Origin of the sequence: Pseudomonas sp. fls2-241-TYG-175 (assembly GCF_030209155.1) — a bacterium.
Taxonomy (GTDB): domain Bacteria; phylum Pseudomonadota; class Gammaproteobacteria; order Pseudomonadales; family Pseudomonadaceae; genus Aquipseudomonas; species Aquipseudomonas viridiflava.
On sequence record NZ_JARVSO010000061.1, the window covers coordinates 38,168 to 52,333 of the forward strand.

A 14,166-nucleotide genomic window follows, 5' to 3' on the forward strand; every position below is an offset into this window, starting at 1 on the left:
CACCATGGATGCCGAACTGACCAATGCATTCATCGAGATTGCCTATCCGGTGATCAGCTCTGCATCGCTGGCGGCCTCACGGGCGATGGGCGTGGTGATCATCACACCGGCGTTCAATCGCCTCGGGCTGACCGGGATGATTCGTGGCTGCGTCGCAGTGGCGATATCCGTGCCAATGATTCTGCCGGTATTCACTGCGTTCACGTCGATGCCCGAACACAGCGGGTTCTTTCTGGCCGGGTTGATGGTCAAGGAATTGCTGATCGGGCTGCTCATCGGTCTGTTGTTCGGCATTCCATTCTGGGCTGCGGAAGTGGCCGGTGAACTGATCGATCTGCAGCGTGGCTCGACCATGGAGCAACTGGTGGATCCTCTGGGGCAGGGCGAGGCCAGTGTCATGGCCACGCTGTTCACGGTGATGCTGATTGCACTGTTCTTCATGTCAGGCGGCTTCATCCTGATGGTCGATGGCTATTACCACAGCTACCAGTTATGGCCGGTGACCGAGTTCACTCCGTTGTTCAGCAGCGCCGCACTCATGTCGATTCTGGCGATTCTGGATCAGGTGATGCGCATCGGCGTATTGATGGTGGCGCCGCTACTGGTGGCAATGCTGATCACCGATCTGATGCTGGCGTATCTGTCGCGAATGGCGCCGAGCCTGCATATTTTCGACTTGTCGCTTCCGGTCAAGAACCTGTTTTTTGCGGTGTTGATGGTGGTGTACATCAGCTTCCTGATCCCGGTGATGATTGACCAGTTGGCGCAGTTTCGAGGGACGGTCGAGGTGCTCAAGGCGCTCGCGAGCGAGGCACCGTAATGGCCGATACCAGCGAGGAGAAAAGCCAGCCGGCCACAGACAAAAAGCTGCGTGACGCACGCAAGAAGGGCCAGGTCGCCAAGAGTCAGGATCTGGTGTCCGGCGTGGTTATTCTGCTGTGTACGCTGTGCATTGCCGTGCTGTTGCCCAGGGCCCGCGCTCAGGTCGAGGCGTTGATCGACCTGACAGCGCACATCTACATAGAACCGTTTGCCGACGTCTGGCCAAGGCTGCTCGACCATGCCGAGCAAATCGTGCTGGGCATCACTTTGCCGGTGGTCGCCGTGACCGTCGCGGCGGTCATCCTGACCAATATCGTGACCATGCGCGGCGTGGTGTTTTCGGTCGAACCGGTCAAGCCTGACATCAAGCGCATCCATCCCGGCGAAGGCTTCAAACGGATTTTCGCCATGCGCAACCTGATCGAGTTTCTCAAGGGGCTGGTCAAGGTGTTGCTGCTGGCGCTGGCGTTCTACATCGTCGGACGCCAGGCGCTACAGGCATTGATGGAGTCTTCACGCTGTGGTGCCGGCTGCATCGAATCGACGTTTTACCTGGTGCTCAAACCGCTGGTGTTCACCGTGCTGGCGGCGTTTCTGCTGGTGGGTGCGGTGGACGTCCTGATGCAGCGCTGGCTGTTCGGGCGTGACATGAAGATGAGTCGCAGTGAACAGAAACGCGAACGCAAGGATGTCGACGGCGATCCATTGATCAAGCGCGAGCGTCAGCGCCAGCGGCGCGAGATGCAGGCGCTGGCAACGAAGCTGGGGTTGGGACGGGCGTCGCTGATGATCGGCATCGGCGGTAACTGGGTGGTCGGCGTGCGTTATGTGCGCGGCGAAACGCCCGTGCCGGTGGTGGTCTGCCGAGGTTCGCCTGAAGAGTCCGTCCAGTTGCTGGCGCAGGCTGCACCGCTGGGCATTGCAGTGTGGGCGGATGCCGGGCTTGCCGAACAGATCGCCAAACGCAGCGTGGCCGGTGATCCGGTACCGGAAAACACCTTTCAGGCGGTTGCCGACGCGTTGGTGGCACACCGGTTGATCTGACCCGGTGTGCCTCTTGTCAATGCATGGCAGGGCGATATCGAGTGGCTGGCGTGCCGTTGACGACCTTCAGTCGATTGAGGTCGGCGTTGATGCGCCATGCCCAGAAATGCGTGCCGTCCTGTCGCGATATTTCGAGCGCCTGGGCCAACACCGTGCGGACGTCTTCCAGCGCATGCGCCTGGGGTTGGTCGAGCATCAGTTGCGCCTTGATGCGCATCATCTCGGGGAGGTACCAGCGGTCATTGCGTTTCACGGCATTGACCACCAGTTCGTCGAGCGTCTCCAGCGCCAGCGGTTGCAGCCCTAGCGCTGCTAGGCCCAGCACGTATTCGGTATTGAGCATCGAGTGCAGCGGTGTCTCCACATGGCGACGCAGTTGCTGAAGCGCTTCGCCCAGCCGCGGTGTACCCGTTGTCGCATCGCCTTCACGAATGGTCAGAATGCTTTCATAGCAGCAGGTCAACTGACGCCAGACATGCAGCGGCTGCCGTTCGCTGCTCTGTTTGAGCAATTCGAGAAACTGCCGGGTCTTGTGCAGGGTGCCAGCGATCAGGGTGGCCGGAATGGCGCTGAACGCCAGCGTGTACCAGATCGTGGCGGGGTGCCCCAGCGCAACGGCCTGTCTGATGTTGGTGTCCAGTGCCACCATGGCCTGCCCGATATTGCCCACCATCAACTGCACTTGCGCCCTCAGCGACTGGGCGGCGATACGCTGGTCGAAATGCATGTCCACGGCATAGGAAGATGCTGAAAGAGGTGCGCCCAGGGCTTCATGAGCGGCCTGACTGGCGGTTTTCATGTCGCCCATATAGAACGCGCTGGTGGCCCGCATGCGTTTGCCCAGTAGCTGGCAATCGGCGATCCGGTGATCCTTGCCAAGCGCCAGAAACTGCAGGGCGATCTGTCGGCCCTGGACGTGGCGATTACTGCAGGTATGGTCGTTCCATTGTCCCCACAACGCGCGCAGGCGGTATTCCGTGTCGTTCAGTGCGTCGGCGTCCTCGCCCACCTGTTGCCAGATCTCGCGCATTTTCTGTCCGGCGCCATACGTGAGCATCAGGATGCTGCCCGACACCGTCAGCAGCCGCATGCGCTGGTGCCGGTCCATCTGCGCCATCTCCACATGGCGAGGCAGGCCATGGTTGACCCAGTCCTGGTATTCATGGACCAGCGATAGCCTCATCCACAACGGAGCGCTGCGTAACGTGAGCTCGACGCCAATCTGCCGGTCGCCCTCGGGGGAAAAGGCCCAGGCGAGGGCGGCGCGCACGGTATCGATCTCCACCGCGTAACGCCGAGTCCAGGCGTCATGGGACAACCGGTCCAGGTCCAGCCTGGCCTCGTCGAGCAGGCTCAGGGCCCAGTTGGCATGAGCGCGCGACAGGCGATCCAGGTCATCGAGCTGCACCAGTTTTTCATGGGCGTACAGACGGGTCGTTTCCAGCAGCCGAAAGCGTTTGCCGTGGCTGTGATCGAACCGTCCAAGCAATGATTTGTCCAGCAGGCTTTCCAGCATCGGCAGGGTCATGCGCACATCGGGCAGACCGATATTGACCGTCGCCATGACCCCGTCCAGTGCGAACGAGCCATTGAAAATGGACAGCTGTCGCAACAGCGCCTGCTCGTGTCCGGTGAGCATGCCGTAGGTCCAGTCCAGTGCTGCACTCAAAGAGCGCTGACGGGGCAGGGCGGTGCGGCGTCCGGTCATCTGCAGGCGGAAGCTGCCATCGAGCAGGCCGACCAGTTCATGAATGCCAAACGTCCGGACGCGGGCGGCGGCCAACTCGATTGCCAGCGGGTTGCCGTCCAGCTTGCGACAGATCGCTGCCACACTTTGCGTATCGCGATCATGGAAGACAAAGCCGGGATCCTGCTCCCGGACTCGGGTAATGAACAATTCCACACCGGAAAACGTGAGCGCCTCGGCTGCGGTCAATGGCGGATGTTCGCCAGGCACCTGCAGGGACGCCAGTTCGTGGACACATTCTCCATTTGCCCTTAACGGCTCACGGCTGGTGACCACCACGCAGCATCGCGTGGTGTTGGCCAGCAAGGCTTCGACCGCTGTGGCGGTCTCTTCCAGCACATGTTCGCAGTTGTCGAGTACCAGCAACTGCGGGCGCTCTGCCAGCTCCCCCGGAATATCCAGCAGAAGGTTCTCATCGTCTGCGTTGAGGCCAAGCGCACTGGCGATCATGCCCTTTACCGACTGGGCGCCACTGACGGGCGTCAGGTCGAGAAATGCGCTGCTCAGCGATGATCGGGTAGCGAGGCTGTCAGCCAGAGCCAGCGCGACGGTGGTCTTGCCGACGCCACCGGGGCCGGTGAGGGTCAGTAATCGCTGGGTCAGAAGCTGTTCGGTCAGGCGGCGAATCAGGTCATCACGGCCCAGTACGGGCTGTTTGGCGTCCTGGAACGGTGCCACAGGTTCAGGAGGCGGAGCGACGGCCTGTGGCGCGGTCTGAACCGTCACAGGCGCGCTGAACCGATAGCCGCGACCCGGTACGGTCACGATACAGCTGAAGTCTTCATCGTCTTCCAGTGCTCTGCGCAGGGCGACGATCTGCGCGCGAAGGTTGCACTCTTCAACCACTGCCTTCGGCCAGGCCACGGCCAGCAGTTCAGCTTTCTCCAGCAGCTCGCCGGGACGTGAGGCAAGTGCGACCAGCAACGACATGGCGCGACTGCCCAAGGGCACAGGCTGCGAGTGTTTGAACAGCACCTGTTGGCGTGGAAGCAGCACAAAGGCCCCGAAGCGAATAGCTTCCTCGGGACCGGGTCCTTTATCTGTTACGAAATCGATCTGTGTAGCCGTACCGCTTGCTTCAAAATCCATGGTTAGACCTGTATCAGAAGTAACAGCAGTGCTTGCGCATCGTGGCGGAGCATGACGGTGTCGATCTGTGCACCGGCGCTGGGAGCGGGTTGTTTATTGCCTACCCTGACGTAGTCATGACCGGCCGAGCTTATAGCATTTGAATCAATTACTTATTACACCAAGGGGTATGATTCGGCCAAACAGGGGATGGATACGGACATGCGTGACGGGTTTCCTGTGTAGAGTTTCGTAAGGGCTTGACAGGTCGCCGTTCGAGGACGTCCTACCCTGTGCTTTGCCAATAGCGCAGCAAGAAATGCGCCGACATCAAGGCGATCACCCGGCGGGGTTCCTTTGCAATGCCGTTCAGCGGATAGGGCGGAGCGGAGTATTCACGTTGAGCAACAGGACGTTGCCGTGAGCGGTCTGTGTGGACGGTAAAACAAAACACCCTGCAAAAGCAGCGCTCTTGCAGGGTGTCTAGGGTGACATCGGGTCAGCCCTGCCAGAATCAGATCCGACAGGGCCTTGCTTCAGGCTTGAGGGCCTTACAGCGCCATGTCACTGGCAGGGTTGCTTTCACGCTTCTCTGCAGGCTGGGCAGCAGGCGCAGCAGCGGCCGTTGCCTTGTTTACAGGTGGCGGTGGAGTCAGTTGCAGGGTTTCGGCGGTGTAGGCCCATTCCTGTGCAACGCGATCCGGGTTTTCGTTCAGCTTGGTGCCGTAGCTTGGAACGATCTGGTGCAGTTTTTCCTGCCAGGCCGGAGTCGCTACCTTGTCCTTGAACACTTTCTCAAGCACGCCGAGCATGATCGGAGCAGCCGTCGAAGCACCTGGCGAAGCACCCAGCAGACCGGCAATGGAGCCGTCCTTGGACGCAACGATTTCGGTACCCAGTTTCAGGACGCCGCCTTTCTCTTCGTCACGCTTGATGATCTGAACGCGCTGACCGGCCTGCATCAGGCGCCAGTCTTCTTTCTTGGCGTTCGGGAAGTACTGCTGCAGGGCAGCAAAACGGTCGTCATCGGACATCATGACCTGGCCAGCCAGGTATTCGATCAGTGGGTACTGAGCGATGCCGACGCGGGTCATTGGCCACACGTTATGCGTGGTGGTGCTGGTCAGCAGGTCCAGGTAGGAACCGTTTTTCAGGAACTTCGTAGAGAAGGTCGCGAATGGGCCAAACAGGATCACGCGCTTACCGTCCAGAACACGGGTGTCCAGGTGCGGAACCGACATGGGTGGCGCGCCAGTGGACGCGATACCGTAAGCCTTGCCCATGTGTTGCATGGCCAGGGTAGGGTTCTCGGTTACCAGCCACGAACCGCCGACCGGGAAGCCGCCGTATTCCTTGGCTTCAGGAATACCCGACTCTTGCAGCAGGTGCAGTGCGGCACCGCCGGCACCGATGAACAGGAACTTGGTATCGGTCTCGGTTTCGGTACCGTCTTTCAGGTTCTTGTACTTGACGCGCCAGCTGCCGTCGTCATTGCGGGTGATGTCCTGGACTTCACTCGACAGCTTCAGATCGAAGTTGGATTTGGTCTGCAGGTTGGCGACGAACTGACGGGTGATCTCGCCGAAGTTCACGTCGGTGCCAATCGGGCTCCAGGTCACGGCCAGCTTCTGCGCCGGGTCACGACCTTCCATCATCAATGGAACCCACTTCTTGATCTGCTCGTGGTCCTCGGAGTACTGCATGCCGCTGAACAGCGGGCTCGATTGCAGTGCTGCGTAACGCTTGCGCAGGAACTTGATATTGTCGTCGCCCCACACGAAGCTCATGTGCGGCGTGGAGTTGATGAACGAACGCGGGTTCTTCAGAACGCCGGTCTTGACCTGCCAGGACCAGAATTGACGAGAGATCTGGAACGCTTCGTTGATCTCGATGGCCTTGGAGATGTCGACGTTGCCGTTCTTGTCTTCCGGGGTGTAGTTCAGCTCGGCCAGGGCGGAGTGACCGGTACCGGCGTTGTTCCAGCCGTTGGAGCTTTCTTCGGCCACGCCGTCGAGGCGCTCGACCATTTCCATGGACCAGCTCGGCTCAAGCTCGTTGAGCCAGACTGCCAGGGTGGCGCTCATGATGCCGCCGCCGACCATCAGTACATCTACTTTCTTGGCTTCGGCGGAGTGCGCGGGCATCATCCCGAGCGACATCGCCAGACCCAGAAGGGCCGTGTTCACTTTCTTCAACATGCTGTAATCCATTTGATAAATGCCATCCGCCGACAGCTCCTGGGGGATCCGGATTCTGCGTACACCGCAAGCATGCGACAAACGCCCGCACCTTCAGGGGCTAGAGGTGGACATACAAGGCCAATATAATACTGCTCAAGACCTCACTTTATGTCCTACTGCGCTGGCTTCTTATCGTCGTTGGATTCAGCGTCATGAAGCGACATGTGCCAATTGATGCAACGCAACATCGGGAAACAAATCCCGTCGTATTGCGCAATGCGCATCTGATCAGCCTGTTCACGGAGTCTTGGACGCCGCATGGGGGTCATGGAGACACGCTCTTAGGCGTATTTTTTGCGCTCGTCCGGGACGGCACGCCATGGTGCCATATCGGCAAGACGCGGCATTTTCGCATATTGTGAGGTGTCTACGCGAGGTGTTATCTACACACCGACATCCTTACGCCCGACCAAACGAAACAAGGCGTGTCCAGATTTTATCGTCACGCCCGCCGTTACCTTGAGGCCTTGACCGTGTTTTGGCCGAAATGCGGCATGGTCATTTGCCCTCGTTCCGCTCAAACCCCCCGCCTGCAAGCCCGGCCAGCATCGTGCGTACCCAATGCCGAGCATTGATGAGCATTCCTCATGACTTCAAGTAACGCGCGGCAGCTAATACTCCATTGAGTCGGGTGCTAACGTCATTACTCAGCCAATGCATGTCCCGGCGCTGCTCGTCCTGAATGTCGTGCGCCAAAGACGATGATCCGTAAACATCCCGCAACAGCTGCCTGATCCGGACCTCGAGCAAAACGTTGAACTTTCAGCGTGTCAGTCAGTTAAAGACATATGCCAACCATAATGCCATGACGCTCCTGGCACGTTTCTGCCGGGACTGCATGCGTTGAAGGGACCTGAACCAGCCCTCGCCACACCACCACGCCCAGCACAATAAATAACGCCCGCCACTTCACAGCAGTGACGGCTATGACAAGGTGATTCTGATGAGTGATACCAAGACGCACAAAGGAACTGTCGCCGACGCCGTGCAGCCTTCACGACGCAATTTTCTGAAGTTCGGAGCGTCCGGAATCGCCGCCGCGACCCTGTCGACCTGGATACCTGCCGACGGGATGCTGCAGGCCGCGCCTGCGCCCGCGCCGGTCGTGGTGGAAGATACTGACGCCCCCGGCGTCGGCGAGCACCGCATTCAATTGAAGGTCAATGGCCAGACTCACGCACTGAACGTACCGGCCAATGCCGTCCTCCTTGATGTTCTGCGTGACCGCCTGCAACTGACCGGTACCAAGAAGGGTTGTGACCACGGCCAGTGCGGGGCATGCACGCTGCTGGTCAACGGGGTGGCCATCAACTCCTGCCTGTCGATTGCCATTCAGCACGATGGCGACAGCATCACCACCATCGAAGGGCTCGCCGAGAACGGCACGCTGCATCCGGTGCAGGAAGCTTTCTGGGAACACGATGCCTATCAGTGCGGTTATTGCACCTCGGGCCAGATCATGAGCGCCGTGGCGATTCTCAACGACCCGAATATCCCCTCCGATGACGCCAGCGTCCGCGAAGCCATGAGCGGCAACATCTGCCGCTGCGGGGCCTACAAGAACATTCTGTCGGCGGTGCAGTCGGCGCGCTCGAAGATGCCGAAGGCAGGGGGAACGGTCTGATGAGAACCTTCGATTATGCCAAGGCCACCACACCTGCACAGGCCGTCAGTACGGCTTCAGGCGAGGGTGAGCGTTTCTATCTGGCAGGCGGCACGACGCTGCTGGACCTGGTCAAGCTCGACATCATGCAACCCGGGCAACTGGTGGATATCAATCACCTGGCACTCAAACAGATCGAATCGCTGCCGGACGGCCGTCTGCGCATTGGCGCGTTGGTCAGCAATACGGCGCTGGCCAGTCATCCTCTGGTCCGGGAGCGCTACCCGGTCCTGTCGCAAGCCCTGCTGGCAGGTGCTTCCACGCAACTGCGCAACAAGGCCACCACGGCGGGCAACCTCATGCAGCGCGTGCGTTGCCCGTACTTTCGCGACGGGATCTCGGCCTGCAACAAGCGTGAGCCGGGCTCAGGCTGCGCCGCCATCGGCGGGATGAACCGCAGCGTGCACGCCGTACTGGGCACCAGCGATCACTGCATCGCAACCCATCCTTCGGACATGTGCGTGGGCATGGCGGCAGTGGGCGCGCAGGTCACCGTGCAGGGGCCGAATGGCAGCCGGGACATTCCTTTCGCCGACTTCCATTTGCTGCCGGGCACCACACCTGAACGCGAGCATGCGCTGGCGCCTCATGAACTGGTCACCCACGTGACCCTCGACGCGCCGCTGTCGGGCAGTCGTTCCGGTTATCTGAAGCTGCGTGACCGCACCTCGTATCAGTTCGCCTTGGCCTCCAGCGCGATCATCGTGGTGACGGACGGCAAACGTGTCACCGATGCGCGCATCGCGCTGGGCGGCGTCGGCACCAAACCGTGGCGCGCGGTCGAGGCCGAGCGTGCACTGATCGGTCAGCGTGCCGACATGGACACTTTCGCCAGGGTGGCTGCCCTGGCCATGAAAGGCTCCAAAGCCTACGAACATAACGCCTTCAAGATCCCGCTGGGTGAGCAGGTCATCGTCCGCAATCTTCGTGACCTAACGGCGTAGGAATTTTCCATGAGCGAACAGATTATCGGTATCCCGCAGCGTCGTATCGACGGCGGCAAGAAAGTCAGTGGCGAGGCGCGTTATGCAGCCGACCACCCCATGAAAGACATGCTGTACGCGTACGGCGTCTACAGCACCATCGGCAGTGGCCGGATACTCGCGGTCAACGATCAGGACGCGCGCAAGATGCCCGGCGTGGTCGAGGTCTTCCATCACGGCCATTTCCCCGAGTTGCACCGTACGCCTGAAACGGCGTTCAGTTTTGCGACGCTGTTGTCGGCGAGCAAGGCCGATGAGCATCGCCTGCCGTTCGAGGATGATCGGGTCTATTACCCAGGCCAGTTCGTGGCGCTGGTCGTGGCCGAGAGTTTCGAGCAGGCCAGGGCTGCGGCTCATCGGGTCAAGGTCGACTATCAGGAGAACAAACCGGTCAAGGATTTGCAGGAAGCGCTGCGCAACAATGGCGCCCGCGACGGCGGTGCCGGGCATACACGTGGCAATCCGGACGGGGCGTTCCTCGCCGCGAGCAGAAAGGTCGATCAGACCTATACCACCCCGGTCGAAGTGCATAACCCGATGGAGATGCACGCAAGCACCGCGTGGTGGCAGGACGGCAAGCTCTACGTGTATGAAAGCACCCAGGGTGTCGTGAACCATCGCAATCTGCTGGCAAACGTATTCGACCTGCCGCCGGACCGTGTCGAAGTGCGTGCGCCGTTCATTGGTTCCGGGTTCGGTGGCAAGCTCTGGCCATGGCCGCACTCGGTCGCCGCCTGTGCAGCGTCAAAGGTGACCAAACGCCCGGTCCAGTTGGTATTGCCCCGCGCGCAAATGTTCACCACGGTCGGTCATCGTCCGGAAACGCGGCAGCGACTGCGTCTGGCCAGCGATGCGAACGGCAAGCTGGTCTCGATCCGTCACGAGTCCTTCAACAGCACTTCGACGCTCGACGACTACACCGAAACCTGTGGCGGTGTGACCAAGAGCCTGTACGGCTGCGACAACGTGCTGGTCAGCCACCGCATTGCTGCAGTCAATCGCGGTACGCCGACCTCGATGCGTGCGCCTGGCGCTGCACCGGGCCTGTTTGCGCTGGAGTCGGCTATCGACGAGCTGGCGCTGGCCAACGGCATGGACCCGCTGGCGTTTCGCAAGCTGAATCTGTCGGAGATGGACCAGAGTCAGGGCCTGCCGTGGTCCAGCAATCACTTGCCAGAAGCCATTGATCAGGCGGCCGAGCGTTTCGGCTGGCAGGCGCGCAAGGCCGAGGTTGGCTCGATGCGCGACGGCGATGAGATCGTCGGTTACGGCATGGGTGCCTGCAACTGGGAGGCCTTTCAGGTGCCGACCGATGCACGCGTGATCCTGCGCTCCGACGGCACAGCCCTGGCGCAGTGCGGTTTGCAGGACATCGGCACCGGTACGTACACCATCATCGCCCAGACTGTCAGCCAACTCACCGGCATCCCGATGGATCGCGTTGAAGTGGAGCTGGGCAGCTCATCGTTTCCGGCAGGTCCGGTGTCCGGCGGTTCCTGGGTTACTGCCAGTGTGATGCCGGCGATTGCCGGTGCCACGCGCGAGGCGCTACAGAAACTCCGTCAGTATTCGGTGGGCAAGAATGCGGCCTTTGCAGGTCAGCCGGTTGATTCGATCATGGTCGAAAACGGTCAACTGGTGTCCGGTGAGCAGCGCGTCAGTTTTGTCGACGTCCTGAAAGGTCAGCGTCTGTCTCGTGCCGAAGGCAATTTTCAGAGCGGCATGCAATCTTCCGACAAGTTCTCGTTCCGCTCGTTTGGCGTGCACTTTGTCGAGGTGCGTTGGGATCCGGGCATTTCAAGCCTGCGGGTCTCGCGAGTGGTCAGCGCCATCGACGTCGGCAAAGTGGTCAACCCGCTGGCGGCGCGCAATCAGGTGGAGGGCGCGATAGTGATGGGCATCGGCATGGCCATGTTCGAAGCCGCCGAGTACGACCCGCGCACTGGTTTGCCGGTCAACAACAACTACGCCGAGTACGTGGTTCCCGTGCATGCGGACCAGCCCGAAATCGACGTGATTCTGCTGGATTACCCGGATCACAACATCGGTGAGTTTGGCGCGCGTGGCATCGGCGAAATCGGCGTGACCGGTCTCGCCGCTGCGGTGGCCAATGCCGTGTACCACGCCACGGGCAAACGGGTGCGTAATTTGCCTATCACCAAAGAAAAGCTGATGGCAGGGCTGTAGAGATGAAGCAACTTGACTTGCAGGTCATTCAGCAGGCGCGTGACTGGCTGGCGACAGGCAAATCCGTGTGGCTCTGCACCGTCCTCTCTACCTTCGGTTCCGCCCCGCGCGGACCGGGGGCGATGCTGGTCGCGTTGAGCAGTGGTGAACATCGAGGGTCACTGTCCGGCGGCTGCGTGGAAGAGGACTTTCTGGAGCGTTTGACGGCCGGTCAATTCGAGCCGGTCAACCAGATTGTGCGTTACGGGGAGGGCGGTCTGGCACCGACTCTGGCGCTGCCCTGTGGCGGTGTGCTGGATGTGCTGATCGAATGCATGACGCCCAGCCCTGAAACCGACCGGCATCTGGCCGCAGTAGAACAGGCCCTTGCCGGACGCACGGTGATCGGCCGCGAGGTCGTGCTGGGCGGTGTCCAGCGCAGTACCGGTCCGGCTGCGTTGGGCGAGTCGCGGGTGCAGGTCGAGAGGGAACGCATCAGCATCCGCATGGGCGCGGTCTACCGCGTGCTGTTGGCCGGGCTGTCGCCGGTGGCCGAATTCTGCGCCAGTTTTGCCGTTGCCATGGGCTATGAAGTCATCGTTTGTGACCCTCGTATCGAGGTCACGGCCGGTTTCTCGATGCCGGGTGTCGAAGTGCGCGACGTGCTGCCTGCGGTGTTCATTGCCGAAGGCGGCTGTCATGCGTCAACGGCTGTGCTGGCTCTGACTCATGATCCGAAGCTGGATGATCTGACCATGCTTGAAGCCGTGCGCACCGAGGCGTTTTATATCGGTGCCATGGGTTCGATGCGCACCAGCAGCAAGCGCAAGGAGCGACTGGCACGGATTGGCGGACTGGATGACGAGGCGCTGGCGCGGATTCATGCGCCCATCGGCCTCAATCTGGGCAGCAAGACCCCGGCCGAGATCGCTATCGCGGTGATGGCCGATATCCTGCGGGTAGCCAACGGCGTCAGTCGCCAGCAGCTTTGACGAACGTCTGGCAGGCAAGTGCCAGCGCCGCTTGCGTATCGGCGTCGCGCAGGATGCCGGGATCGTCACACACCAGCACATCGCACAGCTCGGGATGGCTTTTGATGATCGATTTTGCGCCTTGATCGCCTTCAAGGTTCAGCAATAACGGCCAGAACTCGCGCCCGATGATCACCGGATGCCCGCGTTGTCCGTCATGGCCGGGCAGGGCGATACGTCCTGGATTGGCCATGCGGGCGAGGGCTTGCAGGGTGGCGGGTTGTATCCACGGCATGTCGGCCAACAGCACAGCGACCGCGTCGGCGCGGGATGGCATGAGTGCCTCGATACCGCTGGCCAGACTGTGTCCCATGCCCAGATCGGCCTGCGGACTGCGCACTACCTTCACTGGCTGCGGAACGCCCAGCAGGTCCGCATCATCCTCTTCTCTCACAACCACCCAGACCTCGCTGAATGCGCCCACGGCGTTGTCGATGCTTGCGCGCAGCATGGTGCGACCGCAGGGCAGAGTGGCGCGACGCTTGTCGCCATCGAAACGGCGGCTGCGACCTGCGGCAAGGAGCAGGGCGAACACTTGGGGAATTGGGCTGTCTATGCTGGTCAATCCGAAGCCTTTTGAAAAAAGGTGAAGGGAACAGGGCCGGTTCGTCATCCACTCAGACACACGATGACCTACGCGTGAGACACGCACAATGCCTGATTCCGCTGCCTTTTTGCAGTGACAAGATTTACATTTTCGAGGGTTTCACGTGGACAATCATATCCGCCCAGTCGAGATGGAAAAGGCCTACCGCCTGCTCAATCACGGTCCTACCGTGCTGGTGTCATCCGCTCACGATGGCGTTCATAACGTCATGGCCGCGGCCTGGGCCTGTGCGCTGGACTTCTCGCCGCCCAAGGTGACGCTGGTGATCGACAAGATGACCAAAACCCGCAGCCTGGTGGAAAACAGCGGTTACTTTGCCCTGCAGGTGCCCAATCGCGACCAGTTGAACCTGACCTTTGAAGTGGGCACCCAGAGCCTGATCTTCACCCCGGACAAACTGGAGAAGGCGGGCGCCGAACTGTTCCGAATTGAAGGGCACGACACGCCTTTGGTCGCCGGGTGTTCCGCCTGGCTGATCTGCAAGGTCATCCCTGAGCCCCATAACGAGCAGACCTACGACCTGTTCATCGCCGAAGTCGTCGGTGCCTGGGCGGATACCCGCGTGTTCCGTGACGGGCACTGGGAATTCGAAACAGCCGACCCGAAATGGCGCAGCCTGCACTACGTGGCAGGCGGGCATTTCTACACCATTGGCGACGCTGCGGTGGTGGAGACAGAAACGGAGTAACAGTTGCCGCTGCAAATGGGACGCGGAGCGTCCCGGGCTGCATGCCCACGCAGAGCACTCATCGTTATACACAAGTCATCTGGCTATCCAGTGAGACAGCGGCACTG

General features: G+C 60.7%; 10 protein-coding genes. 7 read left to right on the top strand and 3 right to left on the bottom strand.

Annotated features, from left to right (window positions below):
• Positions 1–4 precede the first annotated feature (4 nt).
• Both sctT and QRN20_RS26155 read left to right on the top strand, forming a co-directional pair.
• Positions 5–820: a type III secretion system export apparatus subunit SctT gene (sctT, locus tag QRN20_RS26150; protein WP_004886398.1), complete on the top strand. Its 816-nt coding sequence runs from the start codon at positions 5–7 to the stop codon at positions 818–820.
• Positions 820–1,866: an EscU/YscU/HrcU family type III secretion system export apparatus switch protein gene (locus QRN20_RS26155; protein WP_122434406.1), complete on the top strand. Its 1,047-nt coding sequence runs from the start codon at positions 820–822 to the stop codon at positions 1,864–1,866. The genes sctT and QRN20_RS26155 overlap by 1 nt, the downstream gene beginning before the upstream one ends.
• 16 nt (positions 1,867–1,882) lie before the next feature.
• Here the strand turns inward: QRN20_RS26155 and QRN20_RS26160 are convergent, their stop codons facing one another.
• Both QRN20_RS26160 and mqo read right to left on the bottom strand, forming a co-directional pair.
• Positions 1,883–4,702 carry an ATP-binding protein gene (locus QRN20_RS26160; RefSeq protein WP_096768330.1) on the bottom strand — a complete coding sequence of 940 codons (2,820 nt, stop codon included), beginning with the start codon at positions 4,700–4,702 and terminating at the stop codon, positions 1,883–1,885.
• Positions 4,703–5,232: 530 nt separating this feature from the next.
• Positions 5,233–6,879: a malate dehydrogenase (quinone) gene (mqo, locus tag QRN20_RS26165; protein ID WP_029244521.1), complete on the bottom strand. Its 1,647-nt coding sequence runs from the start codon at positions 6,877–6,879 to the stop codon at positions 5,233–5,235.
• A gap of 985 nt (positions 6,880–7,864) precedes the next feature.
• Between mqo and QRN20_RS26170 the strand changes: the two genes are divergently transcribed.
• The 4 genes from QRN20_RS26170 to QRN20_RS26185 are packed head-to-tail and all read left to right on the top strand — an operon-like array spanning position 7,865 to position 12,725.
• Complete coding sequence (locus QRN20_RS26170; protein ID WP_029244522.1) at positions 7,865–8,545, top strand: (2Fe-2S)-binding protein; 681 nt, start codon at positions 7,865–7,867, stop codon at positions 8,543–8,545.
• Positions 8,545–9,528 (top strand): FAD binding domain-containing protein, encoded by a 984-nt coding sequence (locus QRN20_RS26175; RefSeq protein ID WP_029244523.1) that lies wholly within the window; start codon positions 8,545–8,547, stop codon positions 9,526–9,528. Before QRN20_RS26170 ends, QRN20_RS26175 begins: the two co-directional genes overlap by 1 nt.
• Positions 9,529–9,537: 9 nt before the next feature.
• A complete protein-coding gene (locus QRN20_RS26180) occupies positions 9,538–11,754 on the top strand; it encodes a xanthine dehydrogenase family protein molybdopterin-binding subunit (RefSeq protein WP_029244524.1) in 2,217 nt (738 codons plus the stop codon).
• Positions 11,755–11,756: 2 nt separating this feature from the next.
• Positions 11,757–12,725, top strand: coding sequence for an XdhC family protein (locus QRN20_RS26185; protein ID WP_096768327.1), 969 nt, complete (start codon positions 11,757–11,759; stop codon positions 12,723–12,725).
• Here QRN20_RS26185 and QRN20_RS26190 read toward each other — a convergent pair.
• Entirely contained in the window at positions 12,706–13,329 is a 624-nt protein-coding gene (locus QRN20_RS26190) for a nucleotidyltransferase family protein (RefSeq protein ID WP_058431298.1), read from the bottom strand. The genes QRN20_RS26185 and QRN20_RS26190 overlap by 20 nt on opposite strands.
• Positions 13,330–13,474: 145 nt before the next feature.
• On the opposite strand from QRN20_RS26190, the gene QRN20_RS26195 reads away from it, so the two are divergent.
• On the top strand, positions 13,475–14,059 hold the full coding sequence (locus tag QRN20_RS26195) for a flavin reductase family protein (protein ID WP_029244527.1): 585 nt from the start codon (positions 13,475–13,477) through the stop codon (positions 14,057–14,059).
• Positions 14,060–14,166: the final 107 nt, after the last annotated feature.